This is a genomic window from Corynebacterium freiburgense (genome assembly GCF_030408815.1).
Lineage (GTDB): Bacteria > Actinomycetota > Actinomycetes > Mycobacteriales > Mycobacteriaceae > Corynebacterium > Corynebacterium freiburgense.
Window position 1 is genome coordinate 1,407,074 of sequence record NZ_CP047355.1, and the last position, 23,222, is coordinate 1,430,295.

Below are 23,222 nucleotides of genomic sequence, written 5' to 3' on the forward strand. Positions count from 1 at the left end.
GTGACGTTAATAGTTAGCGTTGGCGGTAAGCCTGATAAAGCTGTACCAGCGTTAAAATCAAAAGTGCGCCACCGATTATGGCAATGAGTGTGACGCCGCGGTACGCCATAAAGCCCGTAAACCCAACAAGTACCGCGCAACGCACCCACAATGCTGGGATAAATTTAGTCATCATCTATTTACTGATCTTTTTTCTCGAATGCTAGCCGGATATTTAACTCACCTTGTTCATCAACTTTTGCGGCGATGAGTTCAGGAGTTTCAACGCCAAAATCCAATCGGTTGATTGGAATATTGCCGGCAATGACGAGGCGCCCAGCCGTCCGTAGTACATCAAAATCTCCAGAGACTTTTCTCGAGGCTCCGTGCAGCGTAAGGTCGCCGGAAACCCGAGCTTTGCCAGTATTTCCATCTCCTGGAATATTGCTCAAGTCTGAGATCTGTGTCACTTTAAAGACGGACTCTGGATAATCATCCGTATGTAACAGGCTTCGACGAACATTGATATCGCGTTTTTCTACGTCGGTTCGCAAAGTGGTCATATCGACAATGATTTCCCCAGAAGTCAGTTTTGTATCACTAATTTCTGCATAGCCTTGAACATTTCGTGTACTGCCAGATGTGGAGCGCGGTTCACCAGGCAAAATTTCATAAAATGTGTATCCAACGGAGGAAGTATTACTGCCACTACCAGGGATAACTTCCCAACGTCCATTAATATCCGTTGTTGCAGGCACTGCATTTTGGGAATGTAACCCTTCGGTTTTAATTCCGGGGTCGGTAAGTGCCTTATATGCCACAGGGCCAACGCTGGCGAGCGCCAAAAGCACGATGGCGATAACTGCGAGGACAACAAACGGCTTTTTCATATTCAGAATCCTATCTGACAGGCCTAGTACGAATTTTCAATGGCCTTAGCGAGTTGAATGAGTTCATTGCACAGACGTTGGATTTCCTCCTGGTCAGGCTGCTCATCTTGAGTAGCAATGTGGATATCCTCGGCGGCGCAACGTAAAGTGAAAAGCTGGTCGTGGAAATGTTCTAGCCGATCAGGTGCGAGGTGAATGCCTTCCAGTGGAATAGTTTTTCCCGCTTTTTGGTTGCGTTGTTCGTAGGCACGCTGTCGGCATGATCGGTTGCAGTATCTTCGTGGCCGTCCGCGTGTGTTTTCTACTACAATGGGCTTTCCGCACCATTCGCATCTTTTTTCATTCGCCTCCACATGCCCAACCCTAGCCCACAGTGAATGGTTGGCTATAGTGGAGGGATACACCAACCACTATCGAGGGTAAGGACGGATTAACCTCTATGGCAGATCGCGTACTTCGTGGCAGTCGCATGGGCGCCGTAAGCTATGAGACGGACCGGGACCATGATTTGGCGCCCCGCCAAATGGTCAAATACCGTACTGACGCCGGCGAAATTTTCGAAGTTCCCTTCGCTGATGACGCTGAGATTCCAGGCACATGGATGTGCAAAAACGGTCAGCTCGGCACACTAGTTGAAGGTGAGGGAATCGAGGCTAAACCAGTAAAGCCTCCACGTACACACTGGGATATGCTCCGTGAGCGGCGCACAATTGAAGAGCTGGATGTTCTACTGGAAGAGCGAATCGAATTATTGCGCAAGCGTCGCAGAAACGCTGCTCGGTTGCTGAAGCAGCAACAGGAAGAAGCCGAAAAGAATGGCTAGGCCCGCATAAGGTCTCGCAAAACATGCAAAGAAAAAGGCACTATGTTTAGCTCAAATGATATGAGTAAACATAGTGCCTTCTCTAATTAACGGAACTTCTTTTTCGCATTCTTAAATTCGTGTCGGGCAATTTTCGAGGATTCTTTCACTAATTCACGCAATTGGCTACCGCGGTGGGAAATGCCCCAACGCGTAACTTCCAAAAGGGAGTCTTTGACAAAAGAACCGTCAAGTTTGGATTCACCAATTTCCCGCTCAGTAAATGTAATAGGCACCTCGCGTACGTCGTAGCCTTCGCGTACTGCTCGCCAAGCTAAATCGACCTGGAAGATATAGCCAACGCTGGAAAGCTCATTAAAGTCGATTGCTTCTAATACATGCCTACGGTATGCACGGTAGCCAGCGGTCATATCGGAAAGACCCGCACCGAGTGCCAGCGAAATATAGATATTTCCACCCTTTGAAAGCACCCAGCGCTTTTTGGGCCAGTTCACTACTTTGCCGCCGGGAACATAACGTGAACCAATAACAAGATCGGCACCTTGATCAATTTGATTAAGCAGTAAATGAAGTTGTTCAGGGGCGTGGGAACCGTCTGCATCCATTTCGCACAGGACGTTATATCCCTGGTCTAGCCCCCATCGGAAGCCCGCCACGTAAGCGCCGCACAATCCGCCTTTGCCTTCACGATGCAGTACTTTTATTTGATTATCTTCGGCGGCCAGTTTGTCTGCCAGTTTGCCAGTACCATCCGGACTATTGTCATCCACAATAAGAATGTCCACACTCGGGGCTGCGGAACGAACACGGCTGGTAATAAGTGGGAGGTTTTCCAGCTCGTTATAGGTCGGGATAATGACCAGCGTGAGGTCGCTGGGTTTGCTCATGGGGTGTCGTTCTCCTTGGATACGGTTCGAGCGTTGCGGGCGCCACGAAAATGTGGTTGCAACAATGCTGCGGACGCAATCAATGCCCCAATGATACCCATTGTGTACTCAATGATTGAACCGAAGCGAGCAGAAATAGTTTTCGTCTCCTTGAGCGGCAATTCGGCAACCAATGTTCCAGATTCAAAAATCTTTGTGCTTTGGGTGACGGTGCCGTCAGGTTGAATAATAGCTGAGACCCCAGAAGTAGCTGCAACAACGACGGCACGATCGAGCTCAATGGCGCGCATTCTACTCATTGCTAGCTGTTGGTAGGTCATATCAGTAAAGCCAAACGTAGCGTTATTTGTGGGGCTGGTAAGTATCGTTGCACCATGAAGGACAGCGTCACGCCCCGCGGCGTCGAAAGCAATTTCGTAGCAGGTGGCAATTCCTACAGCGACATCGCCCATATGAACTACACCAGTTCCGTTTCCGGGTTGGAAATTGCCTGCCTTATCAACAAAGGATGAAAACAACCGAAAAAACTCCCGCAGTGGCATTGTTTCACCAAATGGTTGTAGGAATTTCTTGTGGTGCCACTCCCCTTGTGTGCCATCTGGATCGAAAACCACCATGGTATTGCGTGGACCCACCTCATCACGGGTGAGCGTGCCCACCAGAAGCGGCGCGTTGACATGTCGGACCGCGGCGTCGATACCCATGCGGGCTTGTGGATCCGCAAAGGGGTTTACGTCTGAAGCGTTCTCCGGCCAAATAACAAGGTCTACAGGCTGGGTAAGCCGAAGTGTTTCATCAATATGGTTTTGCAGTACCGCCCGGCGCTGCGCATTAAAATCCAAGCCTAAGCGAGGAACATTGCCTTGGATCGCAGCAACTTTTGTTTCGCCTATCGGCGCCCCGCCCGCGTCGGTGCCAAGCATAGCGCCAAGTGCCAATGGAATAGTAATATACGCGGCACCAACTATGCGGGGGCCGCGCAAAACTAATGCTAAGCCGGCACCCACAACCACAACCATTGCAGATATCAAGGCAGGTCCACCAATAGGCGCAAACCACTGGAGCACACCACCTATTTGCCCCCAAGCAATGCGAGCCCACGCGAATCCCCCAAATGGCCAAGAACTCCGTAACCACTCAACAGCAACAAACCATAAAGCAAAAGCTATCGGTCCGAGGGTTCGCCATCGCACCAACACAACGCCGACGGCACCCAAAAGTATCGAATACAGTGATTCCGTAATAGCAAGCGCTATATACGGAAGTGGGCCCACAAACTCACCAATCCAGGGCAGCATAAATAAATACAATGCAAGCCCGTGAGCACCCCCAAGAATCGCCCCTTGGCGTTTTGAGGATGTCTGGGTCAACACCAAATATAACAACCCCATACCCGCAATACCTGCAGGCCACCAACCTATTGGTTGTGTAGAGGCGTATATAAATACCCCTGAAGCTGCTGCAAGCAGCAATCTCAAAATCACTTAAAATCCTCAGGGCGAGCCTGATCAGCCCAAACCTGGATTTCCTGATCTGTAGGATTCGATTGTTTTGGTGATTCAGTATCGGCGTCAATAAAAGAACCGTACGTATTGCCGTATCGGCTGGTAGCTACAAAACTCCGAACACCCATTTCTTCAATGCGTGCACGCAACTTTTTAGCCAAAACCTTACGGGCAATCGCCCGGGTCGGCGGAATAATCAACAACACTCCGAGGAATGTGGTCACAAACCCAGGCAGTGCTACGAGTACGGAACCGGCAGCGAGCAAACCATAATCCCCAGCCAACTTTCCAGGTGTAGTTTGGCCCTGTGTTGCCGCAAATGAAATTCGGCGCATCTCAAATGCGGCAAGGAACAAGCCAGCAAAAAAGCACCCAACAAGGAGCAGGAGCGCCCAACCGACGCCGAGCCAAGTGGCGATGCCCCAAAACGCGAGCATTTCAAGAACAATGTACGGAATAGCAATGATCAATGGCACACTGCCAAGATTACCTATTTTGGTTTCTGTACTCAGAATGCCATGGAAAACAGTAATATTGTCAACTAGATTAAGTAGTTATGAGTACGTTCAATAAAGCGAAACGATTCAGGTGGGCCAAGCACTTCCATCGAACTCTTATTGCTTTTATTGCGATACTTGCAGCCTTTGGCGCCGTAAAAATAATCGAAACACTGCAACCAGAAACTCGTATCGGTCACTTTCGTTCCAAGAAAGGATTCGAAGAATACCAACTGCACTATAGTGATGCACTTGCGGAAATGCCGACACCAGCGCGAACCCAAACCATTGCAACCACATACGGGGATGTACGTGTATACGAGTGGGAAACACCAGAAACGAAAGACACAATTCCAATAATCTTGCTTCCTGGACGGGCTTCAGGAGTACCGATGTGGTCCGAAAACCTTAACGGATTTGCGGGCAAACACCGCGTAATTGCCGTTGATGCAATCGGTGATGCGGGATTATCAATACAACGCCTGCCGCTAACGACTGCTGAAGAACAAGGTGCCTGGATTAATGAAGTGGTCAGTGAAGTGGCGCCGCATGGGGCACATATTGTGGGCCATTCCTTCGGTGGTAGCACAGCAACCATATATGCACGAACGCATCCAAATAACGTTGTTTCACTAACTTTATTAGAACCAGCATTTACATTTGGCTACCCACCAATATCGGTATTTCTTTGGGGCAGCATGACACAATTACCTGGCGTGCCCAAGAGTATTCGCGAGTACGCACTGGGCAAAATTTCTGGAACTGAATACTCCGACACGACTGCTGTGGCACGCATGATTAATACCGCAGCAACCGAATATTCATCAAATTTGCCGACGCCAACGCCACTGACGGAACACCAAGCACAAACGCTCACCATGCCGGTATACGTGGCACTTGCAAGCGACAGTAAAATCGTGGGAGTTCAAGATACAACCGAAGTAACCGCATTGCTCCCCCACGCTATGGTCAAGCGTTGGGAACACACAACCCATTCTTTACCGATGGAAGTGGCAAAACCTCTTACAAGCGAACTGGAGGCCTTCTGGCATGCAGCCGAAAAGAACCACTAAACGCTTGTGGACGTCTACCCTACTTTAGTGCTTCTTTATAGAGCGAAAAATTCTCCTGATCAAAGCAAACAAATACTACATATTGAATTTTGACCGCTGGGAATGCTTGGACTGCGCGAATGGCAGCTGGTGCTGCCAGCGCTTTAGGGAACCGATACACACCCGTAGAAATATTTGGAAACGCAATGCTGGAAACACCAAGTTCCTCGCCTATACACAAACTATTGATATAACACTGTTTTAAAAGCGATTCTTCATGGTAGCCTCCCCCACGCCACACCGGCCCAACTGTATGAATTACATATTTGGCTGGCAATAAACCCGCTGGGGTAGCTACTGCTTGCCCTACCTCACAACCACCTTGGCGGGCTCGCACTTTTTTACATGCAGCAAGTAATTCCGGGCCCGCTTTCCGATGAATCGCACCATCTACTCCACCACCGCCCAGCAAGGACGAATTTGCGGCATTGACTATTGCATCTACCTGCAATGAAGTAATATCCCCCAAAACTACATCAATGCGCATGTTTTAGCTTTCCACCGAAACCTTGATTACTTCAAAATGCGGATTAAAGTGCACAGCTGGCCAATAGCCTTCCTCAAACCGTCCAAGTTTATCCACCATATGGATAATGATTGTTTCGCTTGAAAACTCCAGCGAGGCATCGAACTCATCCGGATTTACCTCGACGGAATCGTCATCAGCAAAAACACTGATTACTGCTTCAGTTGCCCGAAGCTTCAATGCCTCCATCTGTTCACACACAAGCTGTGCCCTGGGAATCAACGCAATCACAGATTCGGTATCAAGGTACCGATCCCAGTCGCGGAAAACGGTATAGCATTTTCCTAGTGCGGTTCGAAGCTCGCCCACATACTGAGGTCTCCCCACACCGATGAGTTCACTGCGCTGAAACACACCTAGGTTGGGGAGCTCGATGGGTTCTTCCTTCCACGTATTCACACTTCCCAGTGTAGGTGGGAAAAATACTTAGCATAAGGACCAAAACTCAGTGTTGCGAAAGAGAATTCCAGTGCCAAGGTTATTTCTGGAGCTTTTCATTGACTAGATACGGGCCGATCCGAACGTCTTAACTGCAGTTTTCTAGACAAACCGTGTATCGCAAAAATTAGCGAAAATGTGAACATGGGGATATTTATTAGATTCCAGCAAATTTATTAACCAAACAATGTGTAAAGAATAAAATAGACACGCGTACTGAACTAGCTCCGTTTTACGAGAAAAGAACAAGGCAGACACTGACCATTATGGAAATTAGTTTTGAGCTCACGGACGAACAAAGAGGCCCGTATTTTAGAATCCGCGCGATTCGCGATATTCCACAACACAGGGTTCAAGCCGGAGATCTCGGAGGTTGGATCAGTTCAGTGCAACTGCCAGACGGCACTCCCCGCATTATGGACAATGCCTGGTTGGCAGGAAATGCGGTCCTTGCAGACAATGCTCAATTAATCGAACACGCATTAGTGAAAGGAAATGCTGTTATTGATGGAAATGCCACTATTGGGCAAGGCGCCACGGTTCGCGGTAATGCTGTTATTTCGGGCAATGTCAGGGTTATTGGGCGCGCTTGTGTCCAAGGAAACTCGCACATTGAAAATAATGTAGAGATTTCTGGCCGAGCCCATATATTCGGTGCCACACGAATTAGTGGCACGACTTGTATTTCTGGTCATGCGCGAATATATGGGAACAGTGAATTGCAGGGACCGACAATCGATGGGAATGCGCGTATTTATGGTGAGGCAATAGTTCACGGAAATGCTCACATATCTGGAGCGGCTGATATTACCCACCAAAACCACTTTCTCATGATAGAAAACCTAGAGGCAATGGACTTTCATCCGATCACGATCTATAAGACCGAAGACAATACACCAGTATTTTTCTTTCGGGGGCACGAAAAACCTATAGAAGTATTACTGGAAAACGTGTCCGGGAAAAAGGAAATGCAATGCCAAGTGGAATCGGTTCTACAGTTAGTACAATGCGCCGAAACACTTTGGAAAAGATAGAGATGTTGAGCGCAATGTAAAGCATGGGAGGTCAGAAAACAAAAGGAAATTGTTCATTTGACCTCCGGACCCAGGGTTAGACTTCCCTACCTAAAAAGGCAGCAAGACGGACTGTGGGCCCAGCACCGTCTGGCGCTTCGGTTGCATACTCAAACGGTACTCCCTGATCGATGCCCCGATATTCTTCATGAACAAGTTCCTTCGCTGCCTTTAACGCTGCTTCTGCTACATGCGGGTTAGGGATTTCTACAGGCTGATTTGTAGCTTTAGCTAAATCAAAGCCGTGGCAGACAAGCTCAAAAAGATAAAGGCCCACAATTTCTTTACCGGAATAGACGATCCCCCAAGGCATTGTATATTGCCGTTGCATTGCTGGGTCATCCCAGACTAGTTGAGCATTATCAGCGACTTTACGCCATGAAAGCGCGCGCTGTTCGGCTGATGTGTTTTCAATGAACTGCTGATTGAACGAATGAAGTAGCTTTTCAAACCCGGCTGGATCATTGCTTACGGATTCGTGTGGGTGTCTTCCAATCACCGGTAGTTTCGTAATGACCTCTCCAACCTGAATAAAATGCGTGAGCAAGTCTTCTACACTAAATTGTGTGCATGGCGTGGGTAGGTTGAACATTTCATTCGGCGTGTTTGCAGTCAAATGCTCTATCCAAGTGAAAGCCTCCAGTAGCTCTTTTCTAAAATCTTCCATTATGTCTCCTTGAATGTATGGGTGAATTTCGGGACACAATCGAAGTTAGGTGCGTTAGGTGACAAACCTTGGCACCAATCTATGAGGAAATGGGTATGTGAAAGAATTCCGCTTGACCGAAATTGTGCGCATCCTCCGTGGAAACAATTCGCTTACGGCATCAAAACTCGCTGAGCGTCTGGGCGTATCGCGCCGCACAATACTTCGGGACTTACAGCAACTACAGCGACGTGGAGTACCAATCCGAACGGAATCTGGACCCCATGGAGGTGTTTCTATACTGCCAGGGTGGACACCTCCAATAGAAGAACTCACCGACAGTGAGATAGTGGCATGTATGCTCCCAGGCGGAACTCATATGGCCGCAGAACTAGGTCTTTCCCGGCAACTGCACCAAGCACGCCGTAAAATGCAGCAGCGGCTATCACCATTGCAAAACCAAAAAGTAAATCTCCTGCAGGACCGAATCCTGGTAGCCCCAAACGGCTGGAAACAACAATTACGAACACCGCCAGCACTTCGCGAATCATTTCTAGCAATCGCCACCAACCGAATTATTGAACTGTACTACCAGACACCGCAAAAACCCGTGAGCATGCGGCGATGTGAACCACTCGGCCTGGTGTTAGCCAATACAAGGTGGTACTTAATTGCGCGGAAAACCCCAGAAAACCAGTTACGGACTTACCGTGTGGACCGCATACAAAGCATTACAAGAACAGAACAAACATTTACTAGAGACCCAGCTGAAAAAATAAGTGAGCTTTGGCATAACGCGCAACAAAGCTTCGCCGCATGTGGAGCGCACCCAGTGGTAGTACAAGTAAAGCCAGAAGTTGTGCCACACGTGGAATTCTGCCTCAATATGATTAGCGCCGAGGTGCTACAAGAAGAAATACCAAACTCTAAGGAGGCACTGTTGCGGGCGAACGTTCGATCTTTGCAATCTGCTGCAGGATTACTTGCAGGCTTTGGCAACTTGGTAACCATAATCGAGCCAGCAGATTTACGTGATCGCATATGCGAGATAGCCCGCCAGATCCTTAGAGAATATGGCGGGCCTTCCGGTGCTGTTTAGAGTGAGGGTTGGTTTATCGTTCTTCGAGGTTGCCTTCTATTTCTAGGAAGGTATTTCGGAGTAGTTCCATCGCTTCCGCTGATGGTTTTTCCCATAGTCCTCGTTCTGCGGCTTCCATGAGTCGTTCAGAGATATCGCGGAGCGCCCAGGGGTTTGATTGTTCAAAGAATTCTCTATTGGTTGGGTCTCCCACATAGGTTTCGGTGAGTGTTTCATACATCCAGTCGTCCATAAGTCCGGTCGTGGCATCATAACCGAACAGATAGTCAACGGTCGCACTCATTTCGAATGCGCCTTTGTATCCGTGGTTGCGCATTGCTTCGATCCAACGTGGGTTGACTACGCGCGCACGGAAAACACGGCGGGATTCTTCATGCAGGGTCCGGGTGCGGACCGTTTCTTGGCGGGTCGAGTCGCCGATAAATGCGTCGGGGTCTTGTCCGGTCAAAGCTCGAACTGTGGCCACCATTCCGCCGTGGAATTGGAAGTAGTCGTCAGAGTCGGCAATATCGTGTTCGCGGGAGTCTACGTTTTTAGCGGCTACTTGGATGCGTTTATATGCGGTGCGCATGTCGTCAGCGGCTTCTACTCCGTCGAGTCCGCGGCCGTAGGCGTAACCACCCCAAGTTGTATATACGGCAGCGAGGTCTTGGTCATCACGCCAGTTACCTGATTCAATGAGTTGTAGCAAGCCTGCCCCATAGGTGCCAGGTTTGGAACCGAAGATACGGCGTACATGGCTGGCATCATCGGCTTGTGCATGTGCACGAACATAGTTTTGGTCTAGCGGTTCGTCGAGGTTTGCAACGAGTTGTACTGCATCATCCAAGAGCGCAAGTACGTGTGGGAATGCATCTCGGAAGAATCCGGAAATACGTACTGTTACATCGATGCGTGGGCGGCCGAGTTCTTCCAGAGTGATTATTTCCAGGTCAATGACACGGCGAGAGGCTTCGTCCCATATGGGGCGTACTCCGAGCAGCGCAAAGACTTCTGCAATATCGTCACCGGACGTGCGCATTGCAGAGGTTCCCCACACCGAAAGCCCCACTGATTTTGGATATGCGCCCTGATGGTCGTTTTGGTAGCGCTCAATAAGAGAATCCGCGAGTAATTGGCCGGTTTCCCATGCCAGGCGTGACGGTAAGGATTTCGGGTCTACGGAGTAGAAATTACGTCCAGTAGGCAGTACATTAATTAGGCCGCGCATTGGTGATCCTGAAGGACCTGCCTCAATAAAACCACCATCAAGAGCGTGCAATACTTGTTCGATTTCACGGGGTGTCTGTGCAAGCCGTGGAATGATTTCTCGGGCGGCAAATTCCAAAATCTTTGCGACGGTTGCGGGGGCTGCGCTTTCAGGAAGGTTTGCGGTTATTTCACCGATTCGTTCAGGATTCCAATCTGCTTGATCGAGTGCGGTGAGCAGTGCGCGCGCTTGGCTTTCCGCGGCGTCGACACGCGCCCGAGATTCAGTGCCTTCCTCGGAAAGCCCAAGAGCTTCCCGCAGTCCGGGAACAGCAGTTTCGCCACCCCAAAGTTGTCGAGCGCGGAGCATGGCTAATACCAGGTCAATACGCATTTCGCCGGAGATCTCTTCACCGAGGATATGAAGTCCCCCGCGGATGGCCACGTCCTTAATTTCGCAAAGCCAGCCGTCGATATGCATAAGCATGTCATCAAAAACGTCTTCGGCAGGGCGCTCGTCCCATCCAAGGTCACGGTCCATTTTTGCGGCAGTAAGCAATGTCCAGATTTCCTGCCGGATAGCTGGTAGCTTTGCCGGGTCCATAGCGGAAATATTTGCGTGCTCATCCAATAATTGTTCGAGCCGTGTAATGTCGCCATAAGTTTCGGCCCGCGCCATTGGTGGGATCATATGGTCGACCAATGTGGCGTGTGCGCGTCGCTTTGCCTGCGTGCCTTCGCCGGGGTCATTAACCAAAAATGGATAGATAAGCGGAAGCTCATCAATGGCGGCATCGGAGTAGCAGGTTGCGGCAAGGCCCACGGTTTTTCCTGGTAGCCATTCCATATTGCCGTGCTTGCCCATATGGACGATCGCGTCTGCCCCAAAGACTTCACGCAGCCAAAAATATGTTCCAAGATAATGATGGTTGGCTGGCAGGTCTGGATCATGGTAAATGCCTACAGGGTTTTCGCCAAAACCTCGTGGCGGCTGCACCATAACCACAATATTGCCAAAGGAAAGCCCGGCAATATAGATCTCGCCTGTAGTTGGATGTACATAGTGTGTGCCTGGTGCAGCACCCCAATGCTCGGTCATTTCTTCCTGCATTTCTGCAGGTAGTGTCTGGAAAAACTCGAGATATTGCGAGCGGCTTAGCTTAAGTGGATTGTTTTCCAATACTTCTTCTGTAAGCCATTCTGGGTCGTGTCCGCCAGCTTCGATAACAGCATGCATAAAAGCGTCGCCATCGTAATCTGTATATCCAGGAATAGCTTCAGTATCCCCAAGGTCATAGCCGGCTTGTTCCATTGCGTGTAGGACCCGTAACGTTGAAGCGGGGGTATCTAGGCCTACCGCATTGCCAATGCGAGCGTGTTTGGTCGGATAGGCGGAAAGCATGACTACAATCTTTTTTTCCGCATTTGTTTTGTGGCGCAGACATGCGTGCCGATAGGCGATTCCGGCAAGTCGGGCGCATCGTTCAGGGTCCGGAACGTAGGAAATAAGCCCGTGTGCATCATGTTCTTTAAATGAAAACGGCACACTAATAAGGCGCCCATCAAACTCGGGAACAGCCACTTGGGTAGCCACATCGAGGGGGGTTAAACCATCATCATTGTCTTCCCAATCAGACCTTGAAGAGGTCAGCGCTAACCCTTGAATAATCGGGATATCTAATGCGGCAAGCTGGGCAACATCCCATGCTTCATCGTCTCCCCCGGCCTGCGCTTGGGCTGGTTTTGTACCGCCGGCTGCAAGCACAGTTGTAATTGCCACATCAACGGTGGCAAGTTCGACGAGTAGTTCCGCAGGTGCTTGACGTAGTGAGGCTGTAAAAATTGGTAGGGCTTTTGCGCCACGAGTTTCAATGGCATCACATAATGCATGAATATAAGCAGTATTTCCAGCTAAGTGCTGTGCTCGGTAATACAGTACCGCAATTCTAGGTGCTGCTGTATCTAAAGTTGTATCAGGGCGTGGAAGATGGCCCCACAGCGGCATGTGTTCTGGTGCATCAAACCCTAAACCGGTAAGAAATACGGTATCGGAGAGGAAGCGATATAGGTGCTCTAGATTTTTTGTGCCACCCTCGGCTAAATAGGTGTGTGCCGTAGTAACAACACCGGCTGGAACAGTTGAAATATCTGTAAGTTCTGCATCTACTGCGAGTTCCCCAGAAACTACAACGACCGGTTTTCCGGTTGCAATAACTTGTTCGAGTCCCTCTTCCCAAGCGCGCTTACCACCCAAGAGCCTTACGATAATAAGTTCGGCTTGCTCAAGGTGCTCTTCAAGGAGCTGCGAACTGAGTAATGTTGGGTTCGCGAAATGGAAATCTACTACCTCGCTATCGTTCGCAGATTTTGCGGAAAGTAAATCTGTGTCGGAGGTAGACAGCAACAGAAACATGGCGATGTACGGTCCTTTCTCAGGGGTTCGCGCCTAAGGAAACACGATTACAAGGAATAAAACCTACAGTGGGTCTGGCTGTAACAGTGGCGCGACCGCCCGGATTTTCACCGTGTTCCGCTGCAAGTTTTAGGTAGGTATAACTGGTTAGCCTACCGGAGAGGACTAAGCTCGAATCCATGACCACCTCCTTGCTCTCCGAGTCTTTTTCACTCGGCGACCGAAATCGCGGTGATGGCTGCCCAGGAACGCTGAATATGCATACCGCACTCGATGGTAAAATTGGGCGAATTCGTGTTCCAGGCGGGCATATCACTCCGGATATTTGGGCGATACTTGCAGACCTTGCTGACTCATTCGGCGATGGTGATATTCACATCACTACACGTGGAAATCTACAAGTTCGCGGAATTCAAGATACTGAAGGTTTTGCTGCGGCCGTTCGCGGCCACGGTCTATTGCCCAGCCCGGCACATGACCGAGTACGAAACATTATTGTTTCGCCGCTTGGATTTCATATCCATGATCTAGCCCAAAAGCTTGACCAAGCATTATTGGAATCTACACAGGTTACAACTTTGTCAGGTCGTACTCTTTTTGGTATTGATGCAGGTCAAGGCGATATTTTTGGCCAGCAAGTAGATTTCGGCGTTATTGATTGTGGCACTGAATTTCACATTATTATTGGTGGCGAACTAGCTGGTGTTTCCTGCCAACGTGACAATGTACCAATGGTACTCGTTCGCCTTGCTGAAACTTGGGCTGTGCATCGTGGAAAAGCATGGCGAGTTTTAGAAAAACCCGGCATAAAGCCTGAGCTACTTGCCGCAATTGGTGGCTACTCTGCACCAGCAGTGACCCCTAACTTTGGTGAACCTCCAAGTCGTCCAATCGGATGGTTTGATATTGATGGCTCCGTACATCTTGGCGCTGGATTGCGGTTTGGCGTATTGCCAAGTCAGCTTGCCCGAATGATTGGCGTGATTGGGGCAACTGTAACTGTGACTCCTTGGCATTCTTTAGTGATTCATGGGCTAAATGAAGATATTGCCGAACAAGTTGTTCGAGTACTTGCACCGCAAGGCTTGATTTTTGATGTAAATTCCACCTGGCTAAGGGTTACTGCGTGTACTGGTTTGCCTGGTTGCGCCAAGTCTCCAGCTTTTACTCGTGATGATGCTGCACACCATATTGCACGTGGAAATGTTGAGGAAGGGCTGGTGCATTTTTCCGGTTGTGAGCGCCGTTGCGGGCATCCACTTGGCGAATATACCGACTACCTGGCCACGGCCGAAAACGAGTATGAAGTTTCCCGCAGGTAAGGTACTGAGGGTGCACACTTACATTACTGATGGCAATGAGATTTACCGTCGCTCATTTGCAATGATTCGGCAAGAATCTGATCTTTCGAAATTTACGCAGGAACAAGCCCAGATAGCGGTCCGTATGATTCACGCCGCTGGGCAAACTGATCTTTCTGCTGATATTGAATTCTCCGAAGGTGTTGTTTCTGCAGCACGTCAGGCGCTTCGCGCCGGGAAGCCAATTTTTACGGATGTTCATATGATTGCTTCCGGGATTACCCGCAAACGCCTACCTGCAGATAATGAGGTCATTTGTACATTGCGGGACCCCCGGGTCGTTTCGCTTGCGGCATCTTTAGGCACTACCCGTACAGCCGCGGCGGTGGAGCTTTGGCAAGATCGTCTCGACGGCGCGGTCGTCGCTATTGGTAATGCCCCTACGGCGTTATTCCACCTACTGAATTGGTTGGATGCAGATCCTAATCGTCCTAGACCTGCTGCAATCCTTGGCATTCCAGTGGGGTTTGTTGGCGCGGCAGAATCAAAGGACGCACTGGCTAGACAAGCCGCTTTACTGGGGGTGGAATTTCTTACCGTGCATGGCCGCCGTGGAGGTTCCGCAATCACCTGCGCAGCGATCAATGCGCTTGCTACTGAACAGGAGATCCTTCCGTGACGGCACAGCTTTTCGGGGTTGGTGTAGGCCCCGGTGATCCGAAACTGATCACCCTTGCAGGTGTGGAAGCTATTCGCTCCGCAGATGTGCTTGTCTATCATGCGCGCCCAGGTGGACAGTCTACGGCGGCGAATACTGCCTCGCCGTATTTCCATGATGGGCAAATCCATGAGTTATTGCACTACCCCGTTACTACCGGTACTACGGATCACCCAGGTGGATATGCTGGCGCATTGGCCGATTTCTATATCGATGCAGTATCTCGCCTACGCATGCATCTCGACGCCGGGCGCACGGTGTGTGTGCTCGCTTTAGGCGATCCAATGCTTTACAGCTCGTATCAACATTTGCATCGGGAGCTCAAAGATGATTACCCAACCAAAATTATTCCTGGAGTTCCATCACTGACGGCGTCTGCCTCGGTCCTTGGTCTGCCACTTGCCGAAGACGATGAAGTATGCACAGTCTTATCCGGCACGCTGGATGAATCTGAGCTTGTTCGCCGGCTTATTGATACCGATTCGGCTGTGGTTATGAAACTTGGTCGTACTTTTGAAAAAGTACGACGCGCATTTATAACCGCTGGTAGGGCCGAAGAAACGTACATTGTAATCCGGGTAGGTATGGAAGGCCAGCACACAGTGCCGCTGTTGGATGCTGATCCAGCTACAATCCCCTATTTTTCCGTAGCCGTGCTGCCATCACCAAAACTTCGGCGCAAAGAACAGCAAGAATCTCCTCAAGGTGAAGTTGTAGTACTGGGATTAGGTCCTGGTGCCGCACAATGGACCACACCAGAAGTAAGCGCCGAACTTCGCCGTGCAACAGATATTATTGGTTACTCAACCTATGTTCGTCGAGTGCCTCTGCGTTCTGGACAGCAACGTCATCTTTCCGATAATAAAGTGGAAGCTGAACGCGCAGCAATGGCTCTTGACCTGGCAAAACGAGGACGGAAAGTGGCTGTTGTTTCCTCTGGTGATCCAGGGGTTTTCGCAATGGCAGCAGCGGTCATTGAAACCGCAAATGATGATCTCTGGCGCGATGTTCCAGTCCGTGTGCTTCCAGGCATGACAGCTGCCCAGGCGGTAGCAAGCCGAGTCGGAGCACCACTCGGCCATGACTTTGGAATTATCTCACTATCTGATCGACTCAAGCCTTGGGATCAGATTGAGAAACGCATTCGGGCGCTTGCAGAAGCCGATATGGCTTTTGCGGTATATAACCCAGCGAGTAAGGAACGGCGAACACAAGTACACCAGCTTCAGGCAATAGTTAGTGAATACCAGAAACCCGATACCCCGATAATTGTTGCTCGAGCCGTAGGTTCTGCACAGGAAAATATTGTGATTACCACGCTCAAGGACTTTGATCCAGACATTGTGGACATGCGAACCATGATTATTGTTGGTGCAAGTACCACAACCACATATAACACCCCAGATGGAAAACGAGTGTTTACTTCCCGAAAGTACGGAATGTAAACACTCGAACACTGGGAGGCTAGGACCAGATTGGCAACCAGTCCTCAGGGTTTAGCGGTGAACTCAGGGCTTCACACACTAATTCACGGTGGTGAGTTGCCATATCAACCACTGGCTTTACAATCCAGAGTGAAGCAATTGCATATCCTGCATCTTCAATCTCGGACTCGTAGTCCTGTGGGGTCCAACTATCTACATCTAGGGAACCTTCTGCACCTTCTTTTGGTGTGCCATCGATCCGAACTTGATATGCGGATGTTTCACGGCCTAAGTGAAGCTGCGTTAAATACTTTGCATTTGAAAATGGGTAGGAGTGCAACAGATAGAGTGTTGCCTCCCGGCTTGATTCTTTAGGTGCAAGCACCCACCAGCGTTCAGTGGGATTATCTACCCCAGGAATCGTAGCAAGTACTGAGGCAACATCCGCAGCGCTAAGCTCCCAATCTCCAATTTTGGTCTGCCGCGATTCACCATCTTTGTGAACAGTAAAACGACCTTCCCAATCTTCGACGGATAGCGTAACGTTCGCGACTGCGAAGTCCGAAATTTTCTTCAACTGAGGTATTCCTTTCAGTTCTACTCAAGTACCGTGCCGCCTATAGTATGAGACCCCACGTGAGAGGGTATTAAGTCGGGGGTAAAAACAGCCAATTTTGCCTATAAAACCCAAGTAAAATGTTGCGCCAAAGCTTTCTTAGGTGGTAGGCAATTTGGCTCGTGCAAGCTTTCGGATAGCAGAAGTGTATACGCTCTCCTATCCCTTGATACATAGCAAGGTTTTTAACCGTGCCACGATTCGAACAAGATCGGATTCATAGGCAAGCACCTGGTCAAGATCTTTATAGGCGCCAGGAATTTCATCTAAAACACCACGGTCCTTTCGGCACTCCACTCCAGAGGTTTGTTGGTAGAGATCCTCTAATTGAAAAGTTGAACGCGCCATTCCCCGGCTCATTGTTCTGCCCGCACCATGAGAAGCGGAGCAGAATGACTCTATATTTCCTAAGCCTTCAACGATATAGCAGCCAGTTCCCATCGATCCTGGAATAATTCCTAATTCACCGCGCTGTGTCCGAATAGCACCTTTTCGAGTGATAATAAGATCCAGGTCATCGTAGGTTTCCTCAGAAACATAGTTATGGTGGCATTGAATTTGCTGAAGAAATTGTACTCCAGGTAGGCATTCGGAGAATGCGGATTGGATCCCGGCCATCATAATTTTCCGATTAAATGCGGCATAATCCTGCGCCCAATACAAGTCATGGAGATAATCCTCCCAATCGGAATATATGTGTCCCTGCTCGTCGCGATGCAAAAACACGGCTAAATTCCGATCGGGTAGGCCAGAATTCCATTCAAGGTTTCGGGCGCGATACATATGCCGTTCGGCAATTTCCTTTCCAATATTGCGGGAACCGGAATGCAGCGTAATCCATAGGGTTTCGGATTCATCGGCACATAATTCGATGAAGTGATTTCCGCCGCCAAGAGTACCGCATTGACGTACAGCGTTATTGCCTGATGCGGAAACGTCGACGCGCAAGGCGTCGAAACGCGAAAAGAGTCTTTTCAGTTCTTGGCGCAATAGCCCTTGGCGAGCAAAAACCCCGGCTCGTGTTGTGTGTTTGGCAAATCCTACTGGGACTATTTGCTCCCATAGGTTCCGCATTTCATGCAGGCTATCTGGCAGATCAGAGGTGGTGGCACTGGTTTTTACAGCCATCATGCCGCACCCGATATCCGAACCTACGGTCGCAGGTGACACCGCATTGCGCATGGCAATTACACTTCCGACAGTGACGCCTGCACCAGCATGCACGTCGGGCATGACAGCGATACCATGCACCCACGGCAGGTGAGAAACATTACGGATTTGCTGTTGAGCTATATGATCCACTTCATGTAGGTGAGACCACATTCGAACAGGTGCACAGGCACCTGGGATGGTGATAGGAAAACCAAAAGGATGAGAAGACATAAGAAACTCCCAAAGTAAAAAGACAACGAAAAATCGCCGCGTATGCGGTGCAGGCGAATATGATCGTTGCTTTTTACACTGGGAGTCCTCCTTAAAAATGTCAGCAACTCACACTAGTGGAAGGGGCCGGGCTACGCAAGGGGAAACATCATTGTCTCCCCTTAATGCGGTGCATTTGAGGCATGGTCACCAATTTTCGTGGCTAGTTTTTACTAAGCCGAATTATGGACCTGCTGCGGAATATTCAGTGGATTTGCGTCCTGCAATTCCTGCGGCAAAATCTCCTCCGGGAATCCCTGATAGGCAACCGGTCGCAAAAAACGCTCAATGGCGGCAGTGCCTACTGAAGTTGTACGAACATCAGTAGACGCAGGATAAGGACCTCCATGTTGTTGCGCATAGGTCACGGAAACTCCAGTGGGCCATTGCCGCCATAACACGCGCCCAGCCATGTCCGCGCAAATGCTTACTAATTCACGCAATATTGGGTCTTTTGCTTCGGTTTCTTCTGCAAAAATTGTGGCGGTAAGCTGGCCTTCAAAACTCCGCGCCAACTTTAATAACTCTTCAGCATTACGGTAGGTCACCACGATGGCGGCCGGACCAAAACACTCTTGTTGGAGAGTTTCCCTATCAGCAAGCACCGCCGCTGCAGTAGTGTGCATTACCGTGGGCTGGGGTATGCCATTGGCATTACCCCCTTCGTGTACTACGCCAGTGGCTTGATTCGCTTTTAATTCTGCCAATACTGCCTCATATGATTCCGCAATACGGGTATTTAGTAGTGCATGGGTGGCAGGATATGCTTCAGCCTGCAAAAGTTCAATAACATTGGAGTCTTCTGGCACTACTAATGTCCCCGGTTTAGTGCAGAATTGGCCAGCGCCCATTGTAAATGAGCCAATAAACCCTTCTACGATTTCTTTGGCATTCTTGACAGCATCTTGTGTGACAAACACCGGATTATTTGAACCTAATTCACCATAGAATGGGATTGGTTCAGGGCGGGATTTCGCCAAATCAAACAAGGCTCGACCACCCGGAATTCCGCCGGTAAAGCCACAGGCTTGAATTCGTGGATCTTGGATCGCAATCTTGCCGGATTCTGTGCCAAAAATTGTGGAAAATAGCCCTTTAGGTGCGTCAACCGAATCCAAGGCTTCGACCACAACGTTATTCGTGGCAAGTGACAATTCCATATGCCCGTGATGTGCCTTTACAATAACTGCATTTCCCGCAGCTAATGCACTTGCGGAATCGCCACCTGCAACTGAAAATGCAAAGGGGAAATTTGACGCTGAAAACACAAGTACGGGCCCAATTGGAATAAGGTACCTGCGTAAATCAGGACGAGGGGCGCCCATTGGCCATTGAGGATCGGCATGGTCAATGCGTACATCGAAGCAACGACCTTTGGTGATTACTTCACCAAATAGGCGTAATTGAAAAGTTGTTCGCTTGAGTTCGCCGCGTAGCCGCACCTCAGGCAGATGCGTTTCCCGCTGGGCGATCTCAACCAAACTATCCGCGTGTGCATCGAGGGCGTCAGCCACAGTAATTAGAGCCTTTGCTCGGACTGCCGCAGGGGTTGATGCCCATTGTGTGCTTGCCATAGCGGCATTGTGCAAAATCTCATCGAGTGCTTTGCCAGTGGTAGGTGTAATAGACATTGTGTTCTCCTTAAAAATTACAGATTTACTATTGAGCTGAATCAAACATATTTGCGAGCGCTTGGAGGTCTACCGGAATGCTGACTGGGCGTTTTAATGCTCCCTGCCCCGCTGTACCACCAAAACACGCAGACGCATACCCGCATATTCGCCCCTGACACCACCCCATGCCAGCGCGCGTGACCATTTTGATAGCCCGCTGGTCAGTAGCGCCAAGCAGTTCTACGGCTTGTTGGATTTCACCGGCATGTACCTCCTCGCACCGGCATACAACCGTGTCCTGTGTAATTAGTGACATCCAAGCCTCAGGTACTGGATGCACTCGGTGCATTGCATCGGCGAATCTGCGGTGTTTTGAGATCCTAGACAAATGCTTTGCCACGCCTCGGCCATTCGCAATGCCGTTTGGATTAGCTGCCGCACACCCAGCGATAAAACCTTCCGATATAGCGAGTGTTGCACCGCCAACGCCAGTGACTTCACCGGCAGCCCAGACGCCCCAAACCGATGTGGACTGGTACTTATTTACGGCTGCTACGGTATTGCCGTCAGCATATTCCCAGGTGTTTACACCCAGGCTGGATAGTAATTCCAATTGTGGTACGAACCCAAACCCTAAACCGACGGTATCAGCCTCTATAAACCGCTCGGAGATTCGTTTTGGTTTCCCGGTTTCATCCAGGCCCAATACGGTAACTCCAGAGACTTCACCATTCGATTCATGAATTTTGGCCACAACCGTTCTGGTATAGAACTTTACTTTGTGTTTCACTAGATCCCGCATATATTGGACGCCTTCGATAGCCTTTTCTGGAAGTGCCGCTGCATAGTGCGCAAATGGTGCCCACTGTGTCATCGCGGAACTTTCGCAAATAGCTGCGACTTGCCCACCGGCCGCGAGGATATTGCTTGCCACCGGTAATAAGAATGGCCCAGTGCCAGCCAGCACAAACTTTTTACCTGGCAAAACACCCTGACCTTTAATAATTGCTTGAATTCCTCCCGCCGCCATAACGCCAGGAACATCCCATCCGGGAATAGGAACATGCCGATCAAAGCACCCGGTGGCCACAATAAGCCGATCGACAACTACCTCATTCACAGGCGGCGTGGTGCCGCAATCAGTACTGGGGCTGAGCCGCAAACTGAACCTTGAATTTTGCCTACGAGGTCCAAGTTGTTGGCACATAAACACTTGGGTATGTGGAAAATATTCAATCTTTCCTTGCGCAATCCCCTTGTCAAAAGATGCGCGTAAAGCAAGGTACTCTTTCCAGCTGTGGTGTAGTTCGCCGCCTTCGGGAATGCCAGCTGCCTCACTTAAGTGCCGAAAATACTGGCCCCCTGGCTGATCATTAGCATCAATGACAATCACAGTTGCGCCACTTTGTACCGCGGCACCAGCAGCAGCTAAACCTGCCGGACCAGCACCAATAATGCCGATAACAAGGGAATCCTTATCATCCATAATTACTCACTCCCTTCCCCGGTTTGGTGCGTTTCAATCCTCATACCTTCGGCTAGCTGCACCATACAAGCACGCTGAAATGGTTGGCTATCCACGGTAATTAAGCAGTCAAAACATGCTCCAATGCCGCAATATAAACCTCGTTGTTTTCCATGAACACGAGTGGAACGCCAGGATCGAATACCGTTTTCCAGCAGAAAACCAGCCACGCTTAAACCAGCAGTGACCTCATATTGTTGTCCATCCAGGAACACTACAATGCTCTGGTTGTGCGGCTTAGCCATGGTGTGCTCCCGAAGCTGCCAAAAAACGATCTGGCGTGAATGCATCCAAAGGTAGATCGGTATCATGCCCAAGGATTGCTTGTGCTACAAGTTTGCCCGTTCCCACTGAAAGTCCAATTCCAGCACCTTCATGCCCGGCTGCGTGAACAAGACCAGGCACTTGGGTATCGTGCCCAATCACTGGGAGATGATCGGGACAATATGGGCGAAATCCGTGGTAATGACGCAAAATTTTCACTTTTGCCAAGAATGGAAACAATTCAATAGCATTCGTGGCAATGGTCTGCAGGGCTTGGACGCTAATCGATTGGTCAAAACCTACCCGCTCGCGGGAAGAACCTATCAGGATTGAACCTGCGGGTGTACCTTCAACAACCGGCGAGGATTGCAATCCCGCATCTGAGCTTCCAACGTTATCTACATACTCCGCAGCGTAGACCTTGTGAAAAACCATCGGTGGTAGTGGGACGGTCACCATAACAAACCCGCGGCGCGGATTAATTGGAATATCCACCTGCACTGTTTTTGCCACTTCACCAGCCCAAGTACCAGCAGCATTCACTATGACCGGGGCATAGAATTCACCATTATTGGTCTGAATTCCACGCACCGAATTATCTTCTGCCACCATGATGTTTTGAACCGGTGTGTTCGGGTAAAACTTCGCGCCACGCTCTCGTGCCATACGCAAAAGGTGAAAAGTGGCCAACATTGGCTGCACTTGCGCATCCTCTGGGTACCACGATGCGCCTAATGCTGTGGGACGAATATTTGGCTCCAGCTCGCGTAATTCATCTAAGCTCAATGCTGTTGCAGTAATTCCGTGCGCCCGTTGAGATTCTGAAAACCTTTGTAATGAGGCAAGGGAGCTTTCCTTCGAAGCGACAATAATGCCGCCTTTCGATTCAAATTCCCAAAGATGACCAAATTCTTGAAGATCTTCTTTCCAAACTCGTAATGAATATTGTGTGAGTTCGAGCTCCGGGCCTAGTTCTTTATCGCTAACCAGAATATTGCCTTCGCATGCCGAGCTCGTCCCGTTGGCAGGTAATCCGCGGTCCACAACAATAGTTTTTAGGCCATAGAGTGTTGTGAAATATGCAATCGCTGAGCCAACGATTCCGGCACCTACGATAATTACGTCTGCGGTGCGCTCCATATCTCTCCCCTTCCGTTGTGTGGGTCTTTGTATTCACCAAAATCCAATGGTTGGAAGCAAAAGAGATAGACGATGTTCATTTTCAAAAACAGATGGTTAGATCATTCGTTCTTGAAACAACCA

The 23,222-nt window shown here is 49.6% G+C and carries 23 protein-coding genes; 7 read left to right on the top strand and 16 right to left on the bottom strand.

All coding sequences use genetic code 11. The features are described from left to right. Nucleotides 1-13: 13 nt before the first annotated feature. Genes CFREI_RS06340 through CFREI_RS06350 form a run of 3 tightly spaced genes read right to left on the bottom strand, consistent with a single transcriptional unit; the run spans nt 14 to nt 1,222 of the window. Nucleotides 14-175, bottom strand: coding sequence for a hypothetical protein (locus tag CFREI_RS06340; RefSeq protein ID WP_156907729.1), 162 nt, complete (start codon nt 173-175; stop codon nt 14-16). Nucleotides 176-179: 4 nt separating this feature from the next. Next, entirely contained in the window at nt 180-869 is a 690-nt protein-coding gene (locus CFREI_RS06345) for a YceI family protein (RefSeq protein WP_027012410.1), read from the bottom strand. Nucleotides 870-892: 23 nt separating this feature from the next. Next, entirely contained in the window at nt 893-1,222 is a 330-nt protein-coding gene (locus CFREI_RS06350; RefSeq protein WP_027012409.1) for a hypothetical protein, read from the bottom strand. Between the two features lie 86 nt (nt 1,223-1,308). Between CFREI_RS06350 and CFREI_RS06355 the strand changes: the two genes are divergently transcribed. Beyond that, the gene (locus CFREI_RS06355; protein WP_027012408.1) at nt 1,309-1,692 is read left to right on the top strand and encodes an RNA polymerase-binding protein RbpA; all 384 of its coding nucleotides are present in this window, start codon (nt 1,309-1,311) and stop codon (nt 1,690-1,692) included. An 86-nt stretch (nt 1,693-1,778) separates the two neighbouring features. On the opposite strand, the gene CFREI_RS06360 is transcribed toward CFREI_RS06355, so the two are convergent. The 3 genes from CFREI_RS06360 to CFREI_RS06370 are packed head-to-tail and all read right to left on the bottom strand — an operon-like array spanning nt 1,779 to nt 4,560. After that, nucleotides 1,779-2,579 carry a polyprenol monophosphomannose synthase gene (locus CFREI_RS06360; RefSeq protein WP_027012407.1) on the bottom strand — a complete coding sequence of 267 codons (801 nt, stop codon included), beginning with the start codon at nt 2,577-2,579 and terminating at the stop codon, nt 1,779-1,781. Next, nucleotides 2,576-4,063 (bottom strand): apolipoprotein N-acyltransferase, encoded by a 1,488-nt coding sequence (gene lnt / locus CFREI_RS06365; RefSeq protein ID WP_027012406.1) that lies wholly within the window; start codon nt 4,061-4,063, stop codon nt 2,576-2,578. Before lnt ends, CFREI_RS06360 begins: the two co-directional genes overlap by 4 nt. After that, nucleotides 4,060-4,560 (bottom strand): FxsA family protein, encoded by a 501-nt coding sequence (locus CFREI_RS06370; RefSeq protein ID WP_027012405.1) that lies wholly within the window; start codon nt 4,558-4,560, stop codon nt 4,060-4,062. The genes lnt and CFREI_RS06370 overlap by 4 nt, the downstream gene beginning before the upstream one ends. A gap of 80 nt (nt 4,561-4,640) precedes the next feature. Here CFREI_RS06370 and CFREI_RS06375 point away from each other — a divergent pair, with 80 nt between their 5' ends. Beyond that, on the top strand, nt 4,641-5,654 hold the full coding sequence (locus CFREI_RS06375; RefSeq protein WP_027012404.1) for an alpha/beta fold hydrolase: 1,014 nt from the start codon (nt 4,641-4,643) through the stop codon (nt 5,652-5,654). A 19-nt stretch (nt 5,655-5,673) separates the two neighbouring features. Here CFREI_RS06375 and CFREI_RS06380 read toward each other — a convergent pair whose 3' ends face one another. Both CFREI_RS06380 and CFREI_RS06385 read right to left on the bottom strand, forming a co-directional pair. Beyond that, nucleotides 5,674-6,180, bottom strand: a complete 507-nt coding sequence (locus tag CFREI_RS06380) for an O-acetyl-ADP-ribose deacetylase (protein WP_027012403.1) — start codon at nt 6,178-6,180, stop codon at nt 5,674-5,676. 3 nt (nt 6,181-6,183) lie between these two features. Continuing rightward, entirely contained in the window at nt 6,184-6,618 is a 435-nt protein-coding gene (locus CFREI_RS06385; RefSeq protein ID WP_156907728.1) for a hypothetical protein, read from the bottom strand. Between the two features lie 305 nt (nt 6,619-6,923). Here CFREI_RS06385 and CFREI_RS06390 point away from each other — a divergent pair, with 305 nt between their 5' ends. Beyond that, nucleotides 6,924-7,691: a nucleotidyltransferase family protein gene (locus CFREI_RS06390; RefSeq protein WP_027012401.1), complete on the top strand. Its 768-nt coding sequence runs from the start codon at nt 6,924-6,926 to the stop codon at nt 7,689-7,691. Nucleotides 7,692-7,767: 76 nt separating this feature from the next. Here CFREI_RS06390 and CFREI_RS06395 read toward each other — a convergent pair whose 3' ends face one another. Next, nucleotides 7,768-8,397: a TIGR03086 family metal-binding protein gene (locus CFREI_RS06395; protein ID WP_051255875.1), complete on the bottom strand. Its 630-nt coding sequence runs from the start codon at nt 8,395-8,397 to the stop codon at nt 7,768-7,770. A gap of 97 nt (nt 8,398-8,494) precedes the next feature. On the opposite strand from CFREI_RS06395, the gene CFREI_RS06400 reads away from it, so the two are divergent. Next, complete coding sequence (locus CFREI_RS06400) at nt 8,495-9,475, top strand: helix-turn-helix transcriptional regulator (protein WP_027012400.1); 981 nt, start codon at nt 8,495-8,497, stop codon at nt 9,473-9,475. Between the two features lie 13 nt (nt 9,476-9,488). Here CFREI_RS06400 and cobN read toward each other — a convergent pair whose 3' ends face one another. Then, on the bottom strand, nt 9,489-13,076 hold the full coding sequence (gene cobN / locus CFREI_RS06405) for a cobaltochelatase subunit CobN (protein ID WP_027012399.1): 3,588 nt from the start codon (nt 13,074-13,076) through the stop codon (nt 9,489-9,491). A gap of 179 nt (nt 13,077-13,255) precedes the next feature. On the opposite strand from cobN, the gene CFREI_RS06410 reads away from it, so the two are divergent. Genes CFREI_RS06410 through cobJ form a run of 3 tightly spaced genes read left to right on the top strand, consistent with a single transcriptional unit; the run spans nt 13,256 to nt 16,540 of the window. Continuing rightward, nucleotides 13,256-14,398: a ferredoxin-like domain-containing protein gene (locus CFREI_RS06410; RefSeq protein ID WP_027012398.1), complete on the top strand. Its 1,143-nt coding sequence runs from the start codon at nt 13,256-13,258 to the stop codon at nt 14,396-14,398. Between the two features lie 10 nt (nt 14,399-14,408). Continuing rightward, on the top strand, nt 14,409-15,056 hold the full coding sequence (locus CFREI_RS06415; protein ID WP_027012397.1) for a precorrin-8X methylmutase: 648 nt from the start codon (nt 14,409-14,411) through the stop codon (nt 15,054-15,056). Continuing rightward, complete coding sequence (gene cobJ, locus CFREI_RS06420) at nt 15,053-16,540, top strand: precorrin-3B C(17)-methyltransferase (RefSeq protein WP_027012396.1); 1,488 nt, start codon at nt 15,053-15,055, stop codon at nt 16,538-16,540. Before CFREI_RS06415 ends, cobJ begins: the two co-directional genes overlap by 4 nt. A 19-nt stretch (nt 16,541-16,559) precedes the next feature. Here the strand turns inward: cobJ and CFREI_RS06425 are convergent, their stop codons facing one another. The 6 genes from CFREI_RS06425 to CFREI_RS06450 form a co-directional block, all read right to left on the bottom strand. After that, entirely contained in the window at nt 16,560-17,096 is a 537-nt protein-coding gene (locus CFREI_RS06425; protein WP_027012395.1) for a hypothetical protein, read from the bottom strand. Between the two features lie 198 nt (nt 17,097-17,294). Further along, a complete protein-coding gene (locus CFREI_RS06430) occupies nt 17,295-18,518 on the bottom strand; it encodes an RtcB family protein (protein WP_035111497.1) in 1,224 nt (407 codons plus the stop codon). Nucleotides 18,519-18,730: 212 nt separating this feature from the next. Then, entirely contained in the window at nt 18,731-20,188 is a 1,458-nt protein-coding gene (locus CFREI_RS06435) for an aldehyde dehydrogenase (NADP(+)) (protein ID WP_027012393.1), read from the bottom strand. Nucleotides 20,189-20,216: 28 nt separating this feature from the next. Further along, nucleotides 20,217-21,656, bottom strand: a complete 1,440-nt coding sequence (locus CFREI_RS06440; RefSeq protein WP_027012392.1) for an FAD/NAD(P)-dependent oxidoreductase — start codon at nt 21,654-21,656, stop codon at nt 20,217-20,219. Between the two features lie 2 nt (nt 21,657-21,658). Further along, nucleotides 21,659-21,940, bottom strand: coding sequence for a (2Fe-2S)-binding protein (locus tag CFREI_RS06445; protein ID WP_027012391.1), 282 nt, complete (start codon nt 21,938-21,940; stop codon nt 21,659-21,661). Then, nucleotides 21,933-23,099: an NAD(P)/FAD-dependent oxidoreductase gene (locus CFREI_RS06450; RefSeq protein ID WP_027012390.1), complete on the bottom strand. Its 1,167-nt coding sequence runs from the start codon at nt 23,097-23,099 to the stop codon at nt 21,933-21,935. Before CFREI_RS06450 ends, CFREI_RS06445 begins: the two co-directional genes overlap by 8 nt. Nucleotides 23,100-23,222: the final 123 nt, after the last annotated feature.

Excerpts from the sequence above, each read along its gene's own strand:
- CFREI_RS06340 (WP_156907729.1), bottom strand. The coding sequence starts at position 175 with ATGATGACTAAATTTATCCCAGCATTGTGGGTGCGTTGCGCGGTACTT.
- CFREI_RS06345 (WP_027012410.1), bottom strand. The coding sequence starts at position 869 with ATGAAAAAGCCGTTTGTTGTCCTCGCAGTTATCGCCATCGTGCTTTTG.
- CFREI_RS06355 (WP_027012408.1), top strand. The coding sequence starts at position 1,309 with ATGGCAGATCGCGTACTTCGTGGCAGTCGCATGGGCGCCGTAAGCTAT.
- CFREI_RS06360 (WP_027012407.1), bottom strand. The coding sequence starts at position 2,579 with ATGAGCAAACCCAGCGACCTCACGCTGGTCATTATCCCGACCTATAAC.
- CFREI_RS06375 (WP_027012404.1), top strand. The coding sequence starts at position 4,641 with ATGAGTACGTTCAATAAAGCGAAACGATTCAGGTGGGCCAAGCACTTC.
- CFREI_RS06380 (WP_027012403.1), bottom strand. The coding sequence starts at position 6,180 with ATGCGCATTGATGTAGTTTTGGGGGATATTACTTCATTGCAGGTAGAT.
- CFREI_RS06390 (WP_027012401.1), top strand. The coding sequence starts at position 6,924 with ATGGAAATTAGTTTTGAGCTCACGGACGAACAAAGAGGCCCGTATTTT.
- CFREI_RS06395 (WP_051255875.1), bottom strand. The coding sequence starts at position 8,397 with ATGGAAGATTTTAGAAAAGAGCTACTGGAGGCTTTCACTTGGATAGAG.
- cobN (WP_027012399.1), bottom strand. The coding sequence starts at position 13,076 with ATGTTTCTGTTGCTGTCTACCTCCGACACAGATTTACTTTCCGCAAAA.
- CFREI_RS06410 (WP_027012398.1), top strand. The coding sequence starts at position 13,256 with ATGACCACCTCCTTGCTCTCCGAGTCTTTTTCACTCGGCGACCGAAAT.
- CFREI_RS06430 (WP_035111497.1), bottom strand. The coding sequence starts at position 18,518 with ATGTCTTCTCATCCTTTTGGTTTTCCTATCACCATCCCAGGTGCCTGT.
- CFREI_RS06435 (WP_027012393.1), bottom strand. The coding sequence starts at position 20,188 with ATGTCTATTACACCTACCACTGGCAAAGCACTCGATGAGATTTTGCAC.
- CFREI_RS06440 (WP_027012392.1), bottom strand. The coding sequence starts at position 21,656 with ATGGATGATAAGGATTCCCTTGTTATCGGCATTATTGGTGCTGGTCCG.
- CFREI_RS06445 (WP_027012391.1), bottom strand. The coding sequence starts at position 21,940 with ATGGCTAAGCCGCACAACCAGAGCATTGTAGTGTTCCTGGATGGACAA.
- CFREI_RS06450 (WP_027012390.1), bottom strand. The coding sequence starts at position 23,099 with ATGGAGCGCACCGCAGACGTAATTATCGTAGGTGCCGGAATCGTTGGC.